The following is a 21,667-nucleotide window of genomic DNA, read 5'->3' on the forward strand; positions in this document are numbered from 1 at the left end:
GGCCGGCGGCCTTGGGCGCCACCAAAGGGAGCCCCGGCTTCGCCGCCAACCTCTGCGGGGACGACCCTGCACGGCCCCGCCTGCGCCGCATGGCGGGCGCGGCACACGGACGCGGTGGCTGGGAATCGCCCGAGCCGGTACGAAACCAGGTGGCCGGCTTGTGTAGCGGGTGCCCCCCCGGGTGGGCAGGGCGGTGACTGGGAATCGGCGTGCCCGTGCGAGGGCGGCCGGCAGCGGCGCGTCGGACGGAGATCGGCGGCTCGGGCCGGTGGGCCGCGCCCGGTGGGTCAGACCGCGGCTTTCTTGAGGCGGCGGCGCTCGCGCTCCGAGAGGCCGCCCCAGATTCCGAATCTTTCGTCATTGGCGAGCGCGTACTCGAGGCATTCCGAACGGACTTCGCAGGCGAGGCAGACCTTCTTGGCCTCGCGAGTGGATCCGCCCTTCTCGGGGAAGAAGGACTCCGGATCCGTCTGGGCGCACAACGCGCGCTCCTGCCAGCCGAGTTCCTCATCCGCGTCCTCGACCAGCAGTTCCTGGAACAACTCGGTCATGTGCGCCCCTCGTCGGTCTTTGCGTCCCCGTGATGTGGCCGTTTGTCGAATTTTTCGGCCGAACGACACGAGTGAAATTACAAGTGTGGTGCTCCGGGCCAGTCAAGCCGGGATCTGCTATTGGGTCCGGTATTCACTCTGCGGAACCAAGGCTATGCGGAAAGTGTTCAAATCAGCAAAAATGAGACACATGCCGCCGCCCTGCCCGCACCCTCCCTTTCACCACCTCTTCAAGGGAGGACGTTCGCCGCTTCGATCTTGTTGCGGTCGAGCCGGTGAAGCGACCCGGATCACAGTCAGGTCACGAGAGCGCGACGACGTTTGCGCGGGCGGTTGCTGCGCCATGTGTCCTGGCCCCCGCCAGCACAAACCTTTCTCCGGACGGAGTAACCGGATGAGGTGAAACATTGCCGCCAAATCGGGCATTGGGTTGACAGACGTAATCCAGCCGGTCACCTTTGATGGCATGCCAGCGACCACAGCGCTCCCCGCGACCCACGCCCGTGGGTCCCGCAGCGCTGCCCCGGCTCTTCAGCCGCTCTGTTGCTGTCGCTGTTCCTGCTGTTGATGCCGTAGCGCTCCAGCCCTCCTCCAGCGTCTGTTTTCCCCCTCCGGTTTCCGGACGTTCCGGATCCGTTTCTCCCGAGGAACCCCCGCACTCCATGAACAGCGACCTCCAGATCGCCGGCGACATCCTCGCCGTACAGCACCTGCTCCAGCCCGCCAAGGAGCACCCGTCCACCGTGGCCGACTTCGCCGGGCTCGCCCGGACGATTGCCGCCGACCGGGCGCAGTGGGCGCACCTCGTCGAGTACGACGCCACCACCCGCTGGTACCACCGGCTGCGCACCGGGCCCGGTTACGAGGTGTGGCTGCTGTCCTGGGTGCCCGGTCAGGGCACGGGTATGCATGATCACGGCGGCTCCTCCGGCGTACTGACCGTTCTCGAGGGGGAACTGACGGAACGTACGGAAAAGGGCGCGCGGTTGCTCAGTGCCGGCGCCCAGCGCGTCTTCGCGCCGGGGTACGCGCACGATGTGGTCAACGATTCGCTCGACCCGGCCGTCAGCCTGCACGTCTACTACCCGGGACTGACCGACATGCCGATGCACGGCACCACCTGCTCCGCCCCGGAGACCCGGGATGTCGTAGTCGCCTGACAGGCCCACCCGTCGCCCCGGCCACCACCACTCAAAGGATCGGCGTTCGGCTGACAGACTGTGCCCATGCGCATTGTGGTTCTGGCCGGCGGCATCGGCGGTGCCCGTTTTCTGCGCGGCCTCAAGCAGGCCGCGCCCGACGCGGACATCACGGTCATCGGCAACACCGGTGATGACATCCATCTGTTCGGGCTGAAGGTCTGCCCCGACCTCGACACGGTGATGTACACCCTGGGCGGAGGCATCAACGAGGAGCAGGGCTGGGGGCGCGCGGACGAGACCTTCACGGTCAAGAGCGAGCTGGCGGCGTACGGAGTCGGACCCGAGTGGTTCGGGCTCGGCGACCGCGACTTCGCCACCCATATCGTCCGTACGCAGATGATGGGCGCCGGGTATCCGCTGAGTGCCGTCACCGAGGCGTTGTGCGCCCGGTGGAAGCCGGGGGTGCGGCTGCTGCCGATGTCCGACGACCGCGTCGAGACGCACGTCGCCATCGAGGTCGAGGGCGAGCGCAAGGCAGTCCACTTCCAGGAGTACTGGGTGAAGCTGCGCGCCTCCGTGGACGCGCACGCGGTGGTGCCGGTCGGCGCCGAGCAGGCCAAGCCGGCGCCCGGCGTGCTGGAGGCGATCGGCGAGGCCGATGTGGTGCTCTTCCCGCCGTCCAACCCGGTCGTGAGCATCGGCACCATCCTCGCCGTGCCCGGCATCCGCGAGGCGATCGCCGACGCGGGCGTGCCGGTGGTGGGTCTCTCCCCCATCGTCGGGAACGCGCCGGTGCGGGGCATGGCCGACAAGGTGCTGGCGGCGGTGGGCGTCGAGTCCACGGCCGCGGCGGTCGCCCAGCACTACGGATCCGGGCTGCTCGACGGCTGGCTGGTCGACACGGCAGACGCGGGCACGGTCGGCGAGGTGGAGGCGGCCGGCATCCGCTGCCGGGCGGTGCCGCTGATGATGACGGACGTGGACGCCACGGCGGCGATGGCGCGCGAGGCACTCGCCCTCGCCGAGGAGGTACGGGCGTGACGGCCTCCTCCGTGCCGACCTCCCCCGTGACGGCTCCCTCCGGGACGGCCCCTTCCCTGACGGCCCCCGCCGTGACACCCCCTTCCGTGACGGCCCCCTCCGTGACTGCCCCCTCCTACCGGGTGTGGGCGCTGCCCGGGCTGCCCGAGGTGCGGCCGGGCGACGACCTCGCCCAACTGATCGCGGCCACCGGACCGGGGCTCGTGGACGGTGACGTGCTGCTCGTCACGTCCAAGATCGTCAGCAAGGCGGAGGGCCGGATCGTCGCGGCGGACGACCGCGAGGCGGCCATCGACGCCGAGACGGTACGGGTGGTGGCCCGGCGCGGCACCCTCCGTATCGTCCAGAACCGGCAGGGCCTGGTCATGGCGGCGGCCGGGGTCGACGCGTCGAACACCCCGGCGGGCACGGTGCTGCTGCTGCCGGAGGACCCGGACGCGTCCGCGCGGGCCATCCGCGACGGGCTGCGGGACGCCCTCGGTGTGGACGTCGGCGTCATCGTCACCGACACCTTCGGGCGGCCGTGGCGCAGCGGGGTCACCGATGTGGCGATCGGCGCCGCGGGGGTCCGGGTGCTGGACGACCTGCGCGGCGGCACCGACGCGTACGGCAACCCGCTGGTGGCCACCGTGGTCGCCGGAGCGGACGAGCTGGCCGCCGCCGGGGACCTGGTGAAGGGCAAGGCGACGGGCCTGCCGGTCGCGGTCGTGCGGGGCCTCGCGCACCTGGTGGTGCCGGACGCGGGCGAGGGCGCCCGCGCGCTCGTGCGGGACGCGGCGGACGACATGTTCCGGCTCGGTACGTCCGAGGCCGTGCGGGAGGCGGTCACGCTGCGGCGCACGGTGCGTGAGTTCCGGGACGACCCGGTGGACCCGGGTGCGGTGCGGCGGGCGGTGGCCGCCGCCCTGACGGCGCCCGCGCCGCACCACACGACGCCGTGGCGGTTCGTGCTGCTGGAGTCGGAGGAGTCGCGGGTGCGGCTGCTGGACGCGATGCGGGACGCGTGGGTCGCCGACCTGCGGGCCGACGGTCTGGGCGAGGACGCCATCGCCCGCCGGGTGCGCCGCGGTGACGTCCTGCGGCGCGCGCCGTACCTGGTGGTGCCGTGCCTGGTGATGGACGGCTCGCACCACTACGGGGACGCGCGGCGGGACGGGGCGGAGCGGGAGATGTTCGTGGTCGCGGCCGGGGCGGGCGTCCAGAACCTCCTGGTCGCGCTGGCCGGCGAGCGGCTGGGGTCGGCGTGGGTGTCGTCCACGATGTTCTGCCGGGACGTCGTACGGGACGTGCTGGGGCTGCCGGACGACTGGGACCCGATGGGCGCGGTGGCGGTCGGCCGCCCGGCGCGGGTGCCGGGGCCGCGGGCGGCGCGGGACGTGGAGGGCTTCGTCGAGGTGCGGTGACCCCGGTCAGAGCGCGGCGATGTTGCCCGGGGTGAAGCGGGGGCCGCGGCGGGGCGGGGTGTGGCCGCTGAGGAGGATGAGGCGGGCGGCGCGGTGGCGCTGGCCCGCGTAGGGGGCGAGGAGCTCCAGCATCTCCTCGTCGTCGGCGTCGCGGCGGCCGGCCAGGGCGTAGCCGACGATGCTCGGCAGGTGGTAGTCGCCGGTGGTGACCGCGTCGGGGGCGCCGTTGCTGCGCTGGACCGTTTCGGCGGACGTCCAGGGGCCGATGCCCGGGATGAGCTCCAGCCGGCGACGGGCGTCCACCGGGTCCATCGCGGCGGCCTCCTCCAGGCGGCGGGCGACCCGGACCGCGCGGAGGATCGTGGCGGCGCGCTTGTCGTCGACGCCCGCGCGGTGCCATTCCCAGGACGGGATCAGTGCCCACGTGCGGGGCTCCGGCATGACGTACAGGCGGTCGTGCGGGCCCGGCGCGGGCTCGCCGAACCTGGTGACGAGCAGCCGCCACGCCCGGTACGCCTCGTCCGTCGTGACCTTCTGTTCCAGGATCGAGGGGATCAGCGACTCCATGACCAGCCCGGTCCGGGTCAGCCGCAGCCCCGGGCGGCGCCGCTCGGTCACGGCCAGCAGCCGGTGGTGCGGGGTGAACGCCGACGGATCGTCCTCCGCGCCGAGCAGCGCCGGGAGCCGGTCCAGGAGCCACTCCGCGCCCTCGCCCCACGCCTGGGCCTCGACGGTGCCGCCGCGCGCCGCGACCCTCAGCGCGCCGGGGCCCGCCGGGGTGCGGGTGGCCCGCCACACCGACCCGTCGGGCGCCGTCCGGAACGTCGGGTCACCCGGGCCGCGCCGCAGCGGGCCCAGGGCGAGCCCCAGGTCCAGCGGGTACGGCGGCGTCCAGGTGCGCGTGCGTGGCGCGGCGGCCCCTGGGCCGGAGGCCTGCGCGGGCAGGGCGACATGGCCGCCGCGCACGGTGGTGCGGGTCGGGCGCGGGGCGTAACGGCCTGCCACGTCGGTACGGTCCTCACGGTCGGGGTCCCCGGTGGGGCCCCAGGGTCCCTATGAGGGTAGACCCAGCGTGCTCACTGGTCCGACGAGAAGCGCACGGCCCCGTCCGGCAGCCGGGCCCCGCACCAGACGCGTACGCCGTCGCGAAGTTCGTTGTCGGCGCCCACGTGCGCGCGGTCGCCGATCACCGCGCCGTGCAGCACCGTCCGCGCGCCCACCCGGGCGCCCTCGCCGATCAGGGAGTCGGTGATCACCGCGCCGGCCTCGACGACCGCGCCGTCCAGGACGGTGCTGCCGGCCACCCGGGCGCCCTCGCCGACCGTCGCGCCGGCGCCGATGACCGTACCGCCGGTGAGCTTGGCGTCCCGGGCGACAAAGGCCCCGTCGAGGACGAGCCGGTCGCCGCGCCGGCCGGGCACCGCCGGGGACGGGGCGCGGCCCAGCACGAGGTCGGCGGAGCCGCGCACGAACGCCTGCGGCGTGCCGAGGTCCAGCCAGTACGTGGAGTCGACCATGCCCTGGAGGTGGGCGCCGGTCGCGAGCAGGTCGGGGAACGTCTCGCGTTCGACCGAGACGGGGCGGCCCGCCGGAATGGTGTCGATGACGGAGCGGCGGAAGACGTAGGCGCCCGCGTTGATCTGGTCGGTGACGATCTCCTCGGGCGTCTGCGGCTTCTCCAGGAAGGCGGTGACCCGTCCGGTGGCGTCGGTCGGGACGAGGCCGAACGCGCGGGGGTCCTCGACGCGGGTGAGGTGGAGCGAGACGTCCGCGCCGGACGTCTCGTGGGTGTCCACCAGGGCCCGGATGTCCAGGCCGGTCAGAATGTCCCCGTTGAAGATCAGGACCGGCTCGTCCGGTCCCGAGTGCAGGCGCGAGGCGACGTTGCGGATGGCGCCGCCCGTGCCCAGGGGCTCCTTCTCGGTGACGTACTCGATGTGCAGGCCGAGCGACGACCCGTCGCCGAAGTACGGCTCGAACACCTCGGCGAGGTACGAGGTCGCCAGCACGATGTGCTCGACGCCCGCCGCCCGGGCGCGGGCCAGTTGGTGCGTGAGGAACGGGACGCCGGCCGCCGGAACCATCGGCTTGGGCGTGTTGACCGTCATCGGACGCAGCCGGGTGCCCTTGCCACCGACCAGGAGGATCGCTTCTGTCACCTGTCGTCTCTGCTTCCTGCTGGGTCCGGTCGATGGGCCACATCGGTCATATGACCGATACGACCGGACAGTGTATGCAGACCGTTCGGTACAGCCGCCCCGGTCGTCGTCACCGGCCCTGGTACTTGGCCGACGCTTTCCGGGCCGTGCCGAGCTTGCCGTAGAGCCGTGAGCCCGGGCAGTCGGTCAAGAAGCCGTCCCGGTGCCCGGAGATGACGTTCAGTTTGACCTTCGCGCCCTTCTTGTACCGGTTTCCACCACCCGAGGTCAGCGTGGTCTTCCCCCGGGGATCCTTTCCGTACAGGCCGAGCTTCCATGCCGTCAGCCGCGCGATGGCGGTCACCGCCGCGGAGGGCGGGGAGGACTGACTGTACGTGCCGAGGACCGCGATGCCCATGCTGTTGCTGTTGAAGCCCCGGGTGTGCGCACCCAGCACCGCCTTGGCCACGCCTCCCGCACGGCCTTCGTAGATGTTTCCGCACTTGTCGACGGCGAAGTTGTAGCCGAAGTCACGCCAGCCGCTGCTCTTGACGTGGTAGCGGTAGATACTGCGCAGAACGGATGGGGCCTGCTTGCAGGAGTAGTTGTTGCCGGTGGCACTGTGGTGCAGGAAGGCCGCCTGGACGGACTTGGTGTAGACGAAGTTGCGTTCGCGCAGCCGCTCGTCGGCACCCCATCCCTTGCGGGTGATGATGCGCGGGCGGGGACCGATGTACGGCTTCGAGGCCATGGCCTCGTCGCCGAACTGGTCGGCGAAGGCCGCGTCCGTCTCGGCCTTGGACAGTTCGGGGATCTCGGTCGCGCCGAGCGGCACCAGCTCGGCGTTCACGGCGGAGGCGGCCGACTCCTCGGGCGTCAGCACCGGCGCCGGGGCGGGGGCCTGGCCGGTGGTGGTGCCGGTGTCGTTGCCCTCGGGGATCTCGGGGCCCTGGGCGGTGTCCTCGCTGGCGGGCTCGCGGGCGGGCTCGCTGCTGGGCTCGTCACCGGGGTCGACGAGTTCGATGCGCATGCCGCGCGGCAGCGTCGCGGGGGTGCCGCCCGAGCGCGGGGCCTCGGCCCGTACGCGCACCTCGACGCCGTCGGAGGCGCCGACCCACAGCGGGGCGGTGGAGCCGCGGACGGTGCCCGAGTCGCGTTCGGGCGTGCCGGGATCGGCGGCGTGGTGGTGGTTGTGGGTCTCGACGGACTGCCAGCCGGACCACGCGTTGGTCCCGGTGGCGCGGGTACGGACCTGGACCGAGCCGTGGAGCTCGTCCTCCGGGTCGTCCCAGACGACGCCGACCAGTGAGAACGGCCGGACGTCCCGTCGGGTCAGCCCCTGCTGCGCGGCGCCGGCCGCCCGCTCGGAGGGGAGGGAGACGAGCGGCAGGGACTGGGTGGAGCCGGGGACCGCCGCCTCACCGGCGGGGGCGGCGGAGGTGCCCGACAGGGCGGGGGCGACGGGGGTGGCGCTCGCGGGGAGCGCGAGCGGGAGCACGAGGGCCGCGGCGCACGCGACGCCGATCGAGGATGCAAGGTAGGCACGCATGAGGCGATCCTGAACAAGCCGGAAGCGGCACGCCTGCCGGGAAACTGACGGTGCATCGGTCCGACCGGTGGACCCCGGTCACCGGTACGGCGCACCCGGCCGGCCCCGCGCGCGTACCCTGGCGCGCGTGAATGCCAGCGACCGTACCCCCGCCGACCTGCTCGTATCCGCGTTCAAGGCGGACCAGGCACGCCCCTTGATCACCTACTACGACGACGCAACCGGTGAACGCGTCGAATTGTCGGTGGCCACCTTCGCCAATTGGGTGGCCAAGACGGCCAACCTCATCCAGGACGCCCTGTCCGCCGAGCCCGGTGACCGGCTCGCGCTGCTGCTGCCGGCGCACTGGCAGACCGCGGTGTGGCTGGTCGCCTGCTCCTCGGTGGGCGTCGTCGCCGACCTCGACGGCGACCCCGCCGGCGCGGACCACGTCGTCGCCGGGCCGGACCGGCTCGACGACGGCCTCGCCTGCACGGGCGGCCGCGTCGCGCTGTCCCTGGCACCGCTGGGGCGCCGCTTCCCCACGCCGCCGGCCGGGTACGACGACTACGCCGTGGAGGTCCCGTCGATGGCCGACGTCTTCGTCCCGTACGCCCCCGTGGACCCGGCCGCCCCGGCGCTGGCCGTGGGCGGCACGGAGCTGACCGGCGCCGAGGCCGTGGACCGGGCACGCGCGGACGCCTCGCGACTGGGCCTGGCCGGCGGGGCGCGGGTGCTGTCGGCGCTGCCGTACGACACGTGGGAGGGGCTGTCGGCGGGCCTGTACGCGCCGCTGGCGGCGGGGGCGTCCGTCGTCCTGTGCCGGAACCTGGACCAACTGTCACCGGAAGGGCTCGCGAAGCGCGTCGAGAGCGAGCGGATCACCAGCACCGTGGTGTGACGGGCGACGGAAGTCCACCCGTCCGGCGCACGGCGTGCCGAGTCCCCCGGGGTTCGGGGCCGTCCGCGATGGATGATCGGCACACACCCGTGTGCAGGCCCCTCGTGTGAAAGGACGGACGGACGACGTGACGGACAGCGCTGGTACGCCCCCGGAGCCGGATCCCCCAGCAGGGGCGTCCGGTCCGGGCACCCCAGCCGGTGACGCCCCGTCGGACCGAGGGGCGGCCGGCAAGGGCCGCACGCCCACGGGCGGCGGCACGGGCGGCGGCAAGGGCGCCGGCCGGAGCAGCGGCAAGGGCGGCAAGAAGCGCCGGCAGCGGCCCGCGGCGCACCCGGCCGAGCCGGCCCCCCGGCCGGTGGCCGTGCCAGCCGGGCCCGCCACCCCCCGGCGCACCCGGTTCCGGCCCCGCGGTCTGCGGGCCATCGCCTTCGTGGGCGCCGTGGTCGTACTCGCGGCGGCCGGAGTCGGATGGTGGCTGTACAAGAAGCTCGACGAGAACATCACCACCGACCTCTCCGCCGCCGAGGAGCTGGAGCGGTACGAGAGGGAGCGCCCCAGCGCCCTGGTGCGCGGCGCGCGGAACATCCTGCTGATCGGCTCGGACACCCGTGCCGGCAGCGGCAACGCCCAGTACGGCCGGGACAAGGGCACCCAGCGCTCCGACACCACGATCCTGCTGCACCTGGCCGCCCACGGGCGGAGCGCGACGGCGGTGTCCGTGCCGCGCGACCTCATGGTGTGGATCCCGAGCTGCCGCAAGCGGGACGGCTCCCGCACCACCCCGCAGTTCGCCCAGTTCAACTGGGCGTTCGAGCGCGGCGGTACCGCCTGCACGGTCCGTACGCTGGAGAAGCTGACCGGCATCCGCGTCGACCACCACGTGGTGATCGACTTCCGGGGCTTCAAGGACATGGTGGACGCGGTCGGCGGTGTACGCGTGTGCGTGCGGGAGGCCATCGACGACCCGGACGCACGGGTGAACCTGAAGGCCGGCGCCCGGACGCTCAACGGCGAGCAGGCCCTCGGTTACGTACGGGCCCGCAAGTCGCTGGGCAACGGCAGCGACACCGAACGCATGGACCGCCAGCAGCAGTTCCTCGGCGCGCTGGTCAACAAGGTGCAGAGCAACGGGGTGCTGCTCAACCCGACGCGGCTCTATCCGGTGCTCGACGCGGCCACCAAGTCCGTCACGACCGACCCGGGGCTGGACTCGTTGAAAGACCTGTACGACTTGTCGCGCGCGATGCGCAGCGTACCGACCGAAAAGGTGCAGTTCCTTACCATTCCCCGGCGCCCCTACCGCGACAACCCGAACCGGGACGAACTCGTACAGCCCCGTGCGAACAGCCTGTTCAAGCGCCTGCGGGACGACGAACCCGTCGTCGTCGTTCCCGGCGACGGGCAGAACGAGACCGGCAGCGGGGAGTCGAGCAGGCGCAAGAGGGGCACAAGCCCTTCCTCGACGCCGACTTTCGCGGGCACGAATGCCGCCGTCCGCACCTGCCGATAGCGCGGCGAGTAAAGCCCTGCCCAAGGAACGGGCAACCGGCCAGGCGGATTGCACCCATTTTCCCCTTGTAAGGCCCGTGGAATTTGTCACGGACGTCGCACCACGCTGAACTGGGCGGATAGTGTGACGCGATCCGGTGGTCCCCGGCCATGAGGTCGCACAACCGGATCCCCGAACCGAGCGTCTCCCTCCCGGGGAGGGAACGCCTCGAGTGGCACCGACGGAGGACTCAAGCAACCGTGGATGCGCAAGGCCGTGGGCGGGTGGACAACATCGACCCCGCAGACCAGTGGGTGCTCAACCCGGACACAGGCAACTACGAACTGCGACTGCAGGAATCCACACAGCAGCAGTCCAAGGTCGGCCGGCCGCGCAGTGCCTCTGCCTCCGAATCGCGTACGACAGCCACTCCCCGCTCCGTCCCCGGGCAGCGCAGCCGTCGCGGCGCCAGCGCCCCGGCCGCCGGACGCCGCAAGCGCAAGCAGAAGAAGTCGCGCAAGAAGAAGGCGCTCCTGTGGACCGCCGGCGTCATGGGCGTCGTCGTCGTGGGCGCCTCCATCAGCGCCTATGTGATCTACGACCGTCTCAACGGCAATATCAACACCGTCGACGTGGGTGACGCGGCCAATGGCGGCGCTCTCAAGGACGGTCCGATCAACATCCTCCTCATCGGCTCCGACAAACGCACCGGCAAGGGCAACGAGGGCTACGGGGACCGGCAGAACTCGACCGGTCACGCCGACACGACGTTCCTCTTCCATGTGTCGGAGGACCGCACCAACGCCACCGCCATCAGCATTCCGAGAGATCTGAAGACGGACATCCCGGACTGCCCCACGAAGCAGCCGGACGGCTCGACCAAGGTCATTCCCGGCACGCCGTACACGAAGTTCAACGAAAGCTTCGGCGTGAACGGCCGCGACCCGGGCTGCACCATGCGCACGGTCAAGCAGATCACCGGCGTCCCGATCGACCACTTCATGATGGCCGACTTCAACGCGGTGAAGACGCTGACCACCGCGATCGGCGGTGTGGAGGTCTGCCTCACCAAGCCGATCAAGGACAAGGGCTACTCCCAACTCGACCTGCCCGCGGGGACGCACGAACTCGAAGGCGAGCAGGCGCTCGCCTTCCTCAGGAACCGGCACGGTCTCGGGAACGAGAGCGACCTGGACCGCATCAAGATGCAGCAGCAGTTCGTCGCCTCGATGATCCGCAAGATGAAGGACGACACCCTGGGCAACCCCAAGCGGATGCTCGACCTCGCGGACGCGGCGACCAAGGCTCTCACGGTGGACAAGGGAATAGGCGACATCCCGAAACTCACCGCCCTCGCCGAGGAGATCGGCGGGATCAATCTCAAGAACATCACCTTCACGACGATCCCGGTGATAGACAACCCCAACGAGGAGATCAAGGCGACCGTCGTCCTGGACCCCGTCAAGGCCCCCCAGGTTTTCAGCATGCTCCAGCACGACGTCTCCTTCACCGAGGTGAAGCAGAAGGAGAAGGCCGCCAAGAGCAAGCAGGACGCGCTCCTCAAGGGCACCAGGGCCGAGCCCTCCGAGGTGCGCGTCGACGTCTACAACGGCAGCGACACCGTCGGTGCCGCACAGGCGACACTCTTGTGGCTTCAGAACGACAAGGGCGTACTGAAGGCGTCGAACAAGAGCAACGCTCCGAAGAAGCTCGCGAAGACGACCCTCGAATACGCGCCGAACCAGGCCGACCAGGCCCGCGCGCTCGCCGACATGCTGGGGCTGCCCGCGTCCGGTCTCAAGCCCGGGACGGTGGACGCCGGGGAGCAGGTGCCGATGGTGCTCACGCTCGGCGCCGACTTCAAGGGGGCCGGGGTGCCCATCACCGGGCCGAAGAAGCCACCGGCGGACCTGGACAAGGTCGAGGCCGACAAGAAGGTGTGCGCCCAGTGACCTGAGTTCATGGGGGGGTGCATCACCGACAGTTGATTGAGGGGAACTGGGTGGGACAGGGAAGCGTGCGTGGGGAGGGAACGCGGCAGCGCGTTCCGCACGCCCGTGACGGGGGTTGGGACGACACCCGGTACGAGGATCAGGGGGACGCCGGCCCGGGCCGGGCCGAGGGGCAACCGGCCCCGGAGGCGGCGTCGGACACGGCCTCGGGCCGTCACTCCCGGCCGCGTGGCCGCGCCCGCGAGCGCGGTGCCGGCGCGGGCGCCCGGGCCGGCCGCACCAAGAGGGGCAAGCGGCGCGTACTGCGCTGGAGCGCCTCGGTGTTGTCGCTGCTGATACTGGGTACGGCCGGCGCCGGATACCTCTATTACGAGCACCTCAACAACAAGATCAAGAAAGACGACCTCACGCTCGGCAAGAACAAGATGCCCGAGCACAGGGCGAACGCCGCCGGGCAGACGCCGCTGAACATCCTCCTCATCGGCTCGGACGCCCGGAACTCCAAGGCGAACCAGGACCTCGGCGGCGCCAAGGAGACCTTCGACGGCCCTCCGCTCGCCGACGTACAGATGCTGGTGCACCTCTCCGCCGACCGCAGCAACATCTCCGTGGTCAGCATGCCCCGCGACACCATGCTGAAGATCCCGGAGTGCGAGGACAAGGAGACGGGGAAGGTCTACCGCGAGAGCCTGTTCGCGCAGACCAACGAGTCGCTCAACCGCGGCGGTCCGGGCTGCACGGTGGCCACCTGGGTCGAGCTCACCGGTATCCCCATCGACCACTTCATGATGATCGACTTCGCGGGTGTGGTGTCCATGGCCGACGCGATCGGCGGCGTACCCGTCTGCGTCGACAAGAACATCGAGTCCCGCACCAGGGACGGCAAGGGCTCCGGCCTGAAGCTGGCCAAGGGCACCCACCCCATCAAGGGCGAGCAGGCGCTGCAATGGCTGCGGACGCGTTACGGCTTCGGGGACGGCACCGACCTGGAGCGCGCCAAGGCGCAGCACATGTACATGAACTCGATGGTCCGCGAGCTGCGCAAGAACGCCAAGCTCACCGACCCCAACAAGCTCCGCAAGCTCGCCGAGGCGGCCATCGAGGCGCTCACCGTGGACACCGGGCTCGACACCATCGGCAAGCTCTACGACCTGGGTGAGCAGCTCAAGAGCGTGCCGACCGGGCGCATCACCATGACGACGATGCCCAACTTCTACTCGACCCGTAAGCCCGGCAAGGTCGAGCCGACGCCGGGTGAGGCCGAGGAGCTGTTCCGGATGATCCGCGAGGACATCCCGCTCGACGGCAAGCCGTCCAAGCGCGCCACTCCCACCGCGACGAAGGACACGGCGGCCCCGCCCGCCGAGACCAAGGTGACCGTGCAGAACGGCACCTACACCGACCAGTTGGGCTCGGCCCAGGGGCGGGCGACCACGGTGGCCGGGCTGCTGGTCGAGAAGGGGTACACGCTGGCCAAGGCCGACACCCTCACCCCGCGCCAGGCCAAGACGGTCGTCCGGTTCCCGGGCGCGGACCTGGAGGCGGATGCCCAGGCGGTCGCCAAGTCGCTGGGCATCCCGCTCGGTTCGGTGCAGAAGTCGGACAAGGTCCAGGGCATCACGCTCATCGTGGGGGCCGACTGGCGCGAGGGCGACACCTTCCCGAAGCCCAAGGCCACCGGGAAGGCCCCCGGGTCCAACACCAGCAGGGCCGACCAGTCCGGCTGCATGACGGTGGACCCCAACTTCACCTGGTGACGGGCCCGTGCCCCGGCAGTGGACATGAACGGAGCCCCGGCGGTGTGCCGGGGCTCCGTTCGTACGCGGGTGGGGGCCGCAGTCAGCGGCGAAGCGCCTCGGCGGGCTGGATGCGGCTGGCCCGCCACGCCGGGTAGAGCCCTGCCAGCACGCCCGTGACCAGGCCGATCAGCGGGGCCGCCACGACGGTTGCCGGGTGGATGACGGGCGTCCAGTCGCGAGCGACCGCCATCGCCACCACCGTCACGGTGCCAAGGCTCGTCCCGACGAGGCCGCCGAGTGTGCCGAGCGCTCCCGACTCGCCGAGGAACTGCAGGGTGATGTGGCGGCCGCGCGCGCCGAGCGCCCGCCGCAGCCCGATCTCGCCGGTCCTTTCCAGGACCGCGACGAGAGTGGTGTTCGCGATGCCGACGGCGCCGATGACCAGGCATATCCCGGCCAGCAGCAGGAACAGTTGGTTGAGGTCGGACGTCACGTTGCCACGCAGCGTCTTGGGGTCGGGCGGCGGCACTGCCTTGAACCGGTCCGGATGCGCCGGGTCGAGGGCGAGAGCGGCCTCGCTCGCGATCTGCTGTGCCGCGCCGAGTTCGGTGGAGATGAGCATCTTCGCCCGCTCACCGCTCTGCGGGCCGCCCCAGATGCGCTCGGCCGTCGTACGCGGCACCACGACCGACATCAGCAGGTCCGCCTTGCGGTCGACGTCGCCCACGATGCCGATGACGGTGAAGGCGTGGTCCCCCACGAAGACGGCGGGGAAGGTGTCGAGCGTCGTGATGCCGAGCTGGGAGGCCATGCCCGAGCCGATCACCGCGACCTGCTCGGCACGCTCGTCGTGGTACGCGTCGAAGGTGCGCCCCTGTTCGAGGTGCGGGCCGGCCGCTGCCAGCACGCCGGGCGAGGCGGCGATCACCTGTACGCGTTCGCCCCTGCCGTTGGCGCCGGCCGGGGCGGCGCTGACCAGTTCGTCGCGGCCCAGCCGGACGGGCCAGTAGACCCCCGCCTCCTTGGCGCCGTTGAGCCGGCGGATGCGGGCGTCGGCGTCCGCCGGAAAGGCGTTGGCGACGAACTCGGGTTGCTCCCCACCGGTGTCCTCGACGGTCACCTCGGTCGCCGTGAGCTCGTTGAACCGCGAGTCGATCTGGGAGGACGTGGTGGCGGTCAGCCCGAGTACGGCCACGAAGGCGCCGACGCCCAGTACCGTGCCGAGCGCGGTGAGCAGGGAGCGGGCGGGGCGTTGCAGCATGCCCGCCACGGCCTCCGACAGCAGGTCGCGGACGCTGAGGCGCGCGCGTTCGACGCCGTCCGGACGGCGTCGCCGCAGAAGTCTCATGCGGGTGTGTCCGCCCTTTCCGTGAAGACGCCTTGTTCGGTGAGGACGCCGTCCCTGATGGCGATGGTGCGCTGACCGCGCGCGGCCACTTCGGGGTCGTGGGTGATCACGAGGATGGTCATTCCGTCCCGGTGGAGCTGGTCGAGCAGCTCCAGGACGGAGGCGGCCGTGGCGGTGTCCAGGTTGCCCGTCGGTTCGTCGCAGAGCAGCAGCGACGGGCGGGACACCAGGGCTCTGGCGATGGCGACCCGCTGGCGCTCACCGCCCGACAGCCGGGTGGGCAGCGTGTCGAGACGGTGCCCGAGGCCGACCCGGAGCAGGGCCTCACGGGCGCGCGGCCCGCGGTCGGAGCGGGCCACACCGTTGTAGACCATGGCCAGCAGGACGTTCTCCGTGGCGGAACGGTGCGGCAGCAGGTGGAAGCTCTGGAAGACGAAGCCGATGCGCCTGCCGCGCAGGCCGGCCCGGTCGGCGTCCGACAGGGCCCCGGTGTCGATGCCGTCGAGCAGGTACGTTCCGGCGGTGGGCACGTCGAGGAGTCCGGCGATGTTGAGGAAGGTCGACTTGCCGGACCCGGACGGGCCCACGACGGTCACGTATTCGCCCTGCCCGATGGAGAGTTCGCAGGGGTGCAGCGCCTGGACCGGGGGCGGGCCGGGATACGTCAGGCCCACACCGCGGAACTCGATGACGGGACCGGTCACCGAGCGGCACCGCTGCCGGAGGCGGCGTTGACGCCCACGACGACCAGTTCTCCCTCGGCGAGCCGGCCGCCGCCGATGGGCGCCACTTCGGTGTAACCGTCACCTGACGTGCCCGGCCGCACCTCCACCCGGCGCCGGTCGCCACCGGCGGTCAGCACCGTCACGGTCGTACGGGAATCGGCCCCGGCCGACACCGCCGAGACCGGCACGACGAGCACCTCGCCCTTGGAGGTGGCGGCCTCGATGGTGATGCGCACGTCCTGGCCGGCCAGCCGCGCCGGAAGTGCCTTGTCGGGGTTGATCACCACGGCGTAGCCGCCCTGCTCGGCGACGGCCGCGTCCTCCCCGTCCTGGGAGGGGACCGTCAGGCTGTCCGCCACGGAGGCGACGGTCCCGGTCACCTCGTCGCCGGACACCTCCGACAGCACCTTGACCTTCTGCCCCGCCCGGAGCAAGCCCTTCTCGTGGGCGCCGACGGAGCCCCTGACGACCAGTCGGCCCGCCGAGACCGTCATCAGCTTCTCGCCGACGGGGCCTCCGACCTTGGCGGTGAGGGAGTCGACGCGGGCGGGAAAGCCCGACAGGAAGATCACCTCGCTCGCCGGAACCATGGGGCCCGCGACCGCCTCGGCGTTCGTCAGCGCCTCCTGGGCCTCGGCGAGGTCCTCGCGGGCGTACCGCAGTTCCTCCGGCGTGGCGCCCTTCTTGGACTCCAGGGACTCCAACGCCCGCCGCGCCGACTTCACTTGGTCGCGCGCCGCGTCGGCCGGGTCCCCTTCCGCCTTGTCGCCGCCCGCCTCCACCGGTTCGTAGCCGAGGGAGTCGTACAGCGCCGCGACCGCCCGCTTGGTGCCGGGCCCGTAACGCCCGGACGTGTCCGCACCGGTGTCGTGGCCGAGGTCGCGCAGCGCGCTCTGCAACTGACGCACGTCGTCGCCGTGGGAGCCCGGCTTCAGGTCCCGGTAGACCGGCAGGGAGCCGCGCAGGGCGAAGACCGGCCGCCCGGAGACCTCCAGCAGGGTGCGTCCGGCCGGGAAGGTGTCGCCCGACCGGACCATCAGCTTGGTGACGACGGGATTGCCGCCACCTTCCGTGGCGGCACCCGCCGGGGCTATGTCGAGGGTCTGGGACGCGGACACGGTGGCGCGCGTCACCACGGTGTCGGAGAGCACCCGGCGCTCCACCGGAGCCGTCAGCACATCGGGAGACGGCGGCCCCGCTTCCGCTGCGGCCTGGGCCGGCGACTTCACCATGGTGGACGTCCAGAGAGCCGCTCCGGCCACCACGCACGCGCTCGCCGCAAGAACGGCCAAGGCACGCTTCTTACGGGAGAGCCCCGAGTGCTCCCCTGTTCTGGACACGTGGTCCCCTCCCTCGCCTCCGGTACGTCCCGGCGGAGCAACGCCCGAATCGCCCGCAGGTGATCGCTATTGGTCACACTCTGTCAAGAAGATTGTGTGCAAGGCCTGTTGCGGAACTGTACGTTCTGGCCAGTAAGATTATTTTAAGCCAAGATCGTTGCGCCGTCGGCCGCTCGCTCGAACCTTTGTGCCATGCTGCCGCCGGGCACGAGCCCGTTCTTCACTCAACGGAGGAAACCTTCAATGCGCGTACGCAATGCGCTTGTTGCCGCCGCCCTGACCGCCGGCGCGCTCGCCGCCACCGCCGCCCCCGCCCAGGCCTGGAGCCTGGACGGTAGCTGCGAGAGCGGCGAGCTGTGCATGTACTACCACTCGACGCAGTACGGCGCTTCGTCCTTCATGGACCACTACGACGAGAACCCCACCCACCATGATGACAGGTTCATGTCATCCGGTGCGGGTCAGGGCCAGATCGCCGGCAACAACGCCTCGTCGGCCAGATGCTTCGGTACGCGTTACCCGTTCGCCATCTTCTTCAACTCGGACTACAAGGGCGAGCGCCACAACCACACCTGCGACAACGTCCGCCGCAACACGCCGGGGTGGCTGCAGAACAACAACGCCTCCGCCTACGAGCCCTACTAAACAGCGGACCAGCCAGTGCGAGGCACCTCTACTGGCCGACTGCTCGCGGTGGCGCTGATCAGCGCCACCGTCGGGCTCGTCGGCTGCTCGTCCTCCGGCACGGAGGACCAGGCAGAAGGAACCCGGGCGAGCGAAGCACCTCCCGTGGACTACAAGAATCCGCCCGAGATCGAGTCCGTCCCGCAGATGCGCGGCTCCCGCAACCTGGAGCTGCCTCTGGAGGCGTACACCTGGACGGACGCGGAAGAGCGCGTCCGGCGCCAGGGCGAGGACCGCATCGCCGCCCAGTGCATGCGAGGCTTCGGCTTCGACCTGGAGCCGCGTCCCCTCTACCAGGGCGACAAGGCCCTGCGGGACGCCAACCGCTACGGGGTGTCCGACATGGCGTCGGCGTCCCGCTTCGGGTACAACACCGACCCCTCCCTGCGGGGCAAGCGACCCGAGGAGCACTACACGCCCGCCGAGTCGCTGGCCCTGTTCGGCCCCCAGGACGACTCGGGCCAGAAGACCGCCAAGGCCGCCAACGGCAAGGCCATCCCCAAGGGCGGCTGCTGGGGTCAGGCGCTTCGCGAGCTCGCCTCGAAGGGCCCCAAGGTCCACCCGGACAAGGAAGAGTTCGCCTCACACCTCGCGCTCTTCGCCTACCAGGAGTCCCAGAAGGACAAGCGGGTGCGGAAGGCGTTCGCGGACTGGTCGGGCTGCATGAAGGCGAAGGGCTACAACTACAACGGCCCCATGGCGCCGGTCGAGGACGAACGCTTCGCCAAGTCCACCACGCCCACGCCCGCGGAGATCCGCGTCGCCGAGGCGGACGTGGAGTGCAAGGAGAAGCACAACGTCATCGGCACGTGGTACGCGGTCGAAGTCGCCTACCAGAAGCGGGCGATCGAGAGCAATCAGCAGATGCTGGACACGCTCAAGCAGCGCAAGGACGCGATCCTCAGGGCCGCGTCGGCCTCGACGAGCCGATGAGCAAGGCCTCTTCCACCGTCTGAGGACCACCGCTCCGCCCACGTACGGGAACGGACACCCGCACCGCAAGGGACCTCCCATCGGCCCCCGCGGTGCGGGTATCGGTGCTCTCAGCCCGTCGTGAGCACCGCCGGGCGGCGGCTGGCGATCACCTTGCGGGCCAGGGAGCGGGGGCTCGTGAGGAATCCGTACCCCCACGACATGTGCATCGTCGCCAGCGCGACCGGGATCTGGAGGCGCGCCTTCAGCGGCAGGCCCTTGCCGGCCGGGACCGAGCCGGCGACGATCGCGGCCAGGTAGCCGCCGGGGACCACGAAGCCGAGCGGGGTGAGCGTCGCGCCCACCACGAGGCCCGCCGCGATGGCGCAGACGGCGGTCGGCGGGGCGAGGTAGCGGAGGTTGATCGAGCCCTGGTGGTAGCGGGCGACGACGTGCCGCCAGCGGCCGTAGTCCTTGTACTGCTTCGCCAGCGCCCGCACGCTCGGCCGCGGGCGGTACTGGACCCTCAGCTCCGGCGAGAACCAGATCAGGCCGCCCGCCTCGCGGATGCGGAAGTTCAGCTCCCAGTCCTGGGCACGGATGAACTCCTCGTTGTACCCGCCCTGCTGCTCCAGCGCCTCGCGGCGGAACACACCCAGGTAGACGGTCTCGGCCGGGCCCGCCTCACCGCCGGTGTGGAACGCCGCGTTGCCGACACCGATCTTGGAGGTCATCGCGGCGGCGACCGCGTGCTCCCAGTCGTTCTCGCCCTCGGCGTGCATGATGCCGCCGACGTTCTGCGCGCCGGTCTCCTCCAGGAGACGGACGGCGGTCGCGATGTAGTTCGGCGACAGCATGCCGTGCCCGTCGACCCGGACCACGATCGGGTGACGCGACGCCTTGATCGCGGCGTTGAGGGCGGCGGGGGTGCGCCCGGTGGGGTTGGGCACCGTGTGGACGCGCGGGTCCTCCCGCACGAGCTCGGCGGCGATCTCGTCCGTACGGTCCGTGGACGGGCCCAGCGCGATCACCACCTCCATCTCGCCGTCGTACTCCTGCTCGAGGATGTGACGGACCGAGGCGCGCAGATGCCGCTCCTCATTGAGGACCGGCATGATCACGGAGACGGGGGGCGGAGGGGAGGGCTTGGCGTTCATCGCCTGTCACGTTACCGCGAATGGGGGACGCTGGTGCGCGCCGCCCGGGTGGCGCGGACGGGCGCTGATCGTATGGGCCTACTGTGCCGACTATTCCCCAAACTGCCCGCGGAGGTGTCCTTCGTGCCCACGCCGCCCCGCCGCCCCGCCGCGCCCCGGCCGCCCGCCCCCGGGCGGCCGAGACGGGCCCCGGCGCCGGCACCGGCCGAGCGGCGAGGAGACCGCGGGCGGCCCCGGTGGCGGATGCGGCTGGCGACCACCCTGTCGGTGCTGGTCCTGGCGGCGGGCGGGATCGGGCACGCGATCGTCACGAGCCTGGACACGGAGATCAGCCGGGTCGACCCGTTCAAGGACATGAAGAACCGCCCCGCGCCGGGCCACGGCACGAACATCCTGCTCGTCGGCACCGACGGCCGCGACAAGATCACGCCCCGGGAGAAGGAGAAGTACCGGCTCGGCGGCGCGCCCTGCCGCTGCACCGACACGATCATGCTGGTGCACATCTCCGCCGACCGTAAGCGGGCCAGCATGGTGTCGCTGCCCCGCGACTCGTACGCCGAGATCCCGCCCCACACGGACGCCACCACCGGCAAGTACCACCACCAGCACCCGGTGAAGCTGAACGCCGCGTACGCCGAGGGCGGGCCGAACCTCACCGTACGGACCGTCGAGCACATGACCGGCGTGAAGATCGACCACTACCTGGAGCTGGACTTCACGAGCTTCATGCGGACCGTCGACGCCATCGGCGGGGTGGAGATCTGCACCGCCAAGCCGATGAAGGACGCGTACACCGGGCTGGACCTGCCGGCCGGCACGCACAAGCTGGACGGCGGGGCCGCCCTCCAGTACGTGCGCTCCCGCCATGTCGACGGGGCGTCCGACCTGGGCCGCATGCAGCGGCAGCAGCGGTTCGTCGCCGCGCTGATCGACCAGGCCACCAGCAACGGCACCATGCTGAACCCGGTGCGGTTCCAGCAGGTCGTCACCTCCATGCTGAGCTCCGTGCGGGCCGACGAGGGCTTCGGCGCGCAGCAGATGCTGGCCCTCGCGAAGGCGATGCGCGGCTTCACGGCGGCGTCGTCCGAATTCACCTCCGTACCCGTCGCCAACACCAGCTTCCCGGTGAAGGGCATCGGCTCGACGGTGAAGTGGGACCCGGTGAAGGCCAAGAAGCTGTTCGACGCGGTACGCGCGGACAAGCCGCTCGCCCCCTACGCCACCCGCAGCACGGTCCGCAAGAAGCTCGTCGAGGTCTCGCCCCAGCAGATCCGGGTGCAGGTCTACAACGGCACCCGGGTGCACGGCCTGGGCGCCCGCATCGACGCGGCGCTGCGGGCGACCGGCTTCAAGACGAGCGCGACGGCCCTGAACTGGGCGCGGCGTGACGTGCGCCGCACGATCGTCTGGTTCGACCCCCGCTGGGACCGCTCGGCCCGCTCCCTCGCCACGGCGCTGCCGGGCTGCGAGCTGCGCCCGGTGGAAGGCCAGGGCGCGACCTTCAAGGTCACGGCCGGCGCGAACTTCGCCGGCGTCCTCCCGGTCCGGGCGGAGGACGCCTTCCAGGGCGAGTTCGGCGTGGTCACCGGGGACCAGGTGATCTGCGCCTGACCC

At 71.2% G+C, this 21,667-nt stretch carries 18 protein-coding genes; 10 read left to right on the top strand and 8 right to left on the bottom strand.

Going from position 1 to position 21,667, the window contains the following annotated elements:
- Nucleotides 1–287: 287 nt before the first annotated feature.
- On the bottom strand, nucleotides 288–551 hold the full coding sequence (locus ACZ46W_RS18900; RefSeq protein WP_023588371.1) for a WhiB family transcriptional regulator: 264 nt from the start codon (nucleotides 549–551) through the stop codon (nucleotides 288–290).
- Between the two features lie 662 nt (nucleotides 552–1,213).
- Between ACZ46W_RS18900 and ACZ46W_RS18905 the strand changes: the two genes are divergently transcribed.
- The 3 genes from ACZ46W_RS18905 (at nucleotide 1,214) to ACZ46W_RS18915 (ending at nucleotide 4,137) form a co-directional block, all read left to right on the top strand.
- Nucleotides 1,214–1,711, top strand: coding sequence for a cysteine dioxygenase (locus ACZ46W_RS18905; RefSeq protein WP_468338850.1), 498 nt, complete (start codon nucleotides 1,214–1,216; stop codon nucleotides 1,709–1,711).
- A gap of 66 nt (nucleotides 1,712–1,777) precedes the next feature.
- Nucleotides 1,778–2,734 (top strand): 2-phospho-L-lactate transferase, encoded by a 957-nt coding sequence (gene cofD / locus ACZ46W_RS18910; RefSeq protein ID WP_468338852.1) that lies wholly within the window; start codon nucleotides 1,778–1,780, stop codon nucleotides 2,732–2,734.
- Nucleotides 2,735–2,820: 86 nt separating this feature from the next.
- A complete protein-coding gene (locus ACZ46W_RS18915) occupies nucleotides 2,821–4,137 on the top strand; it encodes a coenzyme F420-0:L-glutamate ligase (protein WP_468338854.1) in 1,317 nt (438 codons plus the stop codon).
- A 6-nt stretch (nucleotides 4,138–4,143) separates the two neighbouring features.
- Here ACZ46W_RS18915 and ACZ46W_RS18920 read toward each other — a convergent pair whose 3' ends face one another.
- From ACZ46W_RS18920 to ACZ46W_RS18930, 3 genes are all read right to left on the bottom strand, one after another.
- Nucleotides 4,144–5,142, bottom strand: coding sequence for a DNA-3-methyladenine glycosylase family protein (locus ACZ46W_RS18920; protein ID WP_468338856.1), 999 nt, complete (start codon nucleotides 5,140–5,142; stop codon nucleotides 4,144–4,146).
- A 71-nt stretch (nucleotides 5,143–5,213) separates the two neighbouring features.
- Complete coding sequence (gene manB, locus ACZ46W_RS18925) at nucleotides 5,214–6,296, bottom strand: mannose-1-phosphate guanylyltransferase (protein WP_468338858.1); 1,083 nt, start codon at nucleotides 6,294–6,296, stop codon at nucleotides 5,214–5,216.
- Between the two features lie 109 nt (nucleotides 6,297–6,405).
- Complete coding sequence (locus ACZ46W_RS18930) at nucleotides 6,406–7,824, bottom strand: peptidoglycan recognition protein family protein (RefSeq protein WP_468338861.1); 1,419 nt, start codon at nucleotides 7,822–7,824, stop codon at nucleotides 6,406–6,408.
- 127 nt (nucleotides 7,825–7,951) lie between these two features.
- Here ACZ46W_RS18930 and ACZ46W_RS18935 point away from each other — a divergent pair, with 127 nt between their 5' ends.
- The 4 genes from ACZ46W_RS18935 to ACZ46W_RS18950 all read left to right on the top strand — a co-directional run bounded on the left by ACZ46W_RS18935 (nucleotide 7,952) and on the right by ACZ46W_RS18950 (nucleotide 13,905).
- Nucleotides 7,952–8,704, top strand: a complete 753-nt coding sequence (locus ACZ46W_RS18935; protein ID WP_468338863.1) for a TIGR03089 family protein — start codon at nucleotides 7,952–7,954, stop codon at nucleotides 8,702–8,704.
- Nucleotides 8,705–8,831: 127 nt separating this feature from the next.
- Nucleotides 8,832–10,217, top strand: a complete 1,386-nt coding sequence (locus ACZ46W_RS18940; RefSeq protein ID WP_468338865.1) for an LCP family protein — start codon at nucleotides 8,832–8,834, stop codon at nucleotides 10,215–10,217.
- Between the two features lie 239 nt (nucleotides 10,218–10,456).
- Nucleotides 10,457–12,148 carry an LCP family protein gene (locus ACZ46W_RS18945; protein ID WP_468338867.1) on the top strand — a complete coding sequence of 564 codons (1,692 nt, stop codon included), beginning with the start codon at nucleotides 10,457–10,459 and terminating at the stop codon, nucleotides 12,146–12,148.
- A gap of 65 nt (nucleotides 12,149–12,213) precedes the next feature.
- Nucleotides 12,214–13,905 carry an LCP family protein gene (locus tag ACZ46W_RS18950; RefSeq protein WP_468338869.1) on the top strand — a complete coding sequence of 564 codons (1,692 nt, stop codon included), beginning with the start codon at nucleotides 12,214–12,216 and terminating at the stop codon, nucleotides 13,903–13,905.
- A gap of 82 nt (nucleotides 13,906–13,987) precedes the next feature.
- On the opposite strand, the gene ACZ46W_RS18955 is transcribed toward ACZ46W_RS18950, so the two are convergent.
- From ACZ46W_RS18955 to ACZ46W_RS18965, 3 genes are read right to left on the bottom strand one after another with little or no spacing between them, the layout of a single operon-like run.
- The gene (locus ACZ46W_RS18955; RefSeq protein ID WP_468338871.1) at nucleotides 13,988–15,235 is read right to left on the bottom strand and encodes an ABC transporter permease; all 1,248 of its coding nucleotides are present in this window, start codon (nucleotides 15,233–15,235) and stop codon (nucleotides 13,988–13,990) included.
- Nucleotides 15,232–15,939 carry an ABC transporter ATP-binding protein gene (locus ACZ46W_RS18960; RefSeq protein ID WP_468338873.1) on the bottom strand — a complete coding sequence of 236 codons (708 nt, stop codon included), beginning with the start codon at nucleotides 15,937–15,939 and terminating at the stop codon, nucleotides 15,232–15,234. Before ACZ46W_RS18960 ends, ACZ46W_RS18955 begins: the two co-directional genes overlap by 4 nt.
- Nucleotides 15,936–17,252: a peptidoglycan-binding protein gene (locus tag ACZ46W_RS18965; RefSeq protein ID WP_468338875.1), complete on the bottom strand. Its 1,317-nt coding sequence runs from the start codon at nucleotides 17,250–17,252 to the stop codon at nucleotides 15,936–15,938. Before ACZ46W_RS18965 ends, ACZ46W_RS18960 begins: the two co-directional genes overlap by 4 nt.
- A gap of 291 nt (nucleotides 17,253–17,543) precedes the next feature.
- On the opposite strand from ACZ46W_RS18965, the gene ACZ46W_RS18970 reads away from it, so the two are divergent.
- Together ACZ46W_RS18970 and ACZ46W_RS18975 are read left to right on the top strand one after the other, a co-directional pair.
- Complete coding sequence (locus tag ACZ46W_RS18970) at nucleotides 17,544–17,945, top strand: hypothetical protein (RefSeq protein WP_468338877.1); 402 nt, start codon at nucleotides 17,544–17,546, stop codon at nucleotides 17,943–17,945.
- 15 nt (nucleotides 17,946–17,960) lie between these two features.
- On the top strand, nucleotides 17,961–18,917 hold the full coding sequence (locus ACZ46W_RS18975) for a hypothetical protein (RefSeq protein WP_468338879.1): 957 nt from the start codon (nucleotides 17,961–17,963) through the stop codon (nucleotides 18,915–18,917).
- A gap of 110 nt (nucleotides 18,918–19,027) precedes the next feature.
- Here the strand turns inward: ACZ46W_RS18975 and ACZ46W_RS18980 are convergent, their stop codons facing one another.
- Nucleotides 19,028–20,053: a glycosyltransferase family 2 protein gene (locus ACZ46W_RS18980; protein WP_468338881.1), complete on the bottom strand. Its 1,026-nt coding sequence runs from the start codon at nucleotides 20,051–20,053 to the stop codon at nucleotides 19,028–19,030.
- Nucleotides 20,054–20,176: 123 nt separating this feature from the next.
- Here ACZ46W_RS18980 and ACZ46W_RS18985 point away from each other — a divergent pair, with 123 nt between their 5' ends.
- Nucleotides 20,177–21,664, top strand: a complete 1,488-nt coding sequence (locus ACZ46W_RS18985) for an LCP family protein (protein ID WP_468338883.1) — start codon at nucleotides 20,177–20,179, stop codon at nucleotides 21,662–21,664.
- Nucleotides 21,665–21,667 lie beyond the last annotated feature (3 nt).

This window comes from Streptomyces sp. NPDC031064 (assembly GCF_055570965.1).

Bases quoted from the DNA above. Each gene is read 5' to 3' on its own strand.
- ACZ46W_RS18900 (WP_023588371.1), bottom strand. From the start codon at position 551: ATGACCGAGTTGTTCCAGGAACTGCTGGTCGAGGACGCGGATGAGGAA.
- ACZ46W_RS18980 (WP_468338881.1), bottom strand. From the start codon at position 20,053: ATGAACGCCAAGCCCTCCCCTCCGCCCCCCGTCTCCGTGATCATGCCG.
- ACZ46W_RS18930 (WP_468338861.1), bottom strand. From the start codon at position 7,824: ATGCGTGCCTACCTTGCATCCTCGATCGGCGTCGCGTGCGCCGCGGCC.
- cofD (WP_468338852.1), top strand. From the start codon at position 1,778: ATGCGCATTGTGGTTCTGGCCGGCGGCATCGGCGGTGCCCGTTTTCTG.
- ACZ46W_RS18955 (WP_468338871.1), bottom strand. From the start codon at position 15,235: ATGAGACTTCTGCGGCGACGCCGTCCGGACGGCGTCGAACGCGCGCGC.
- ACZ46W_RS18970 (WP_468338877.1), top strand. From the start codon at position 17,544: ATGCGCGTACGCAATGCGCTTGTTGCCGCCGCCCTGACCGCCGGCGCG.
- ACZ46W_RS18905 (WP_468338850.1), top strand. From the start codon at position 1,214: ATGAACAGCGACCTCCAGATCGCCGGCGACATCCTCGCCGTACAGCAC.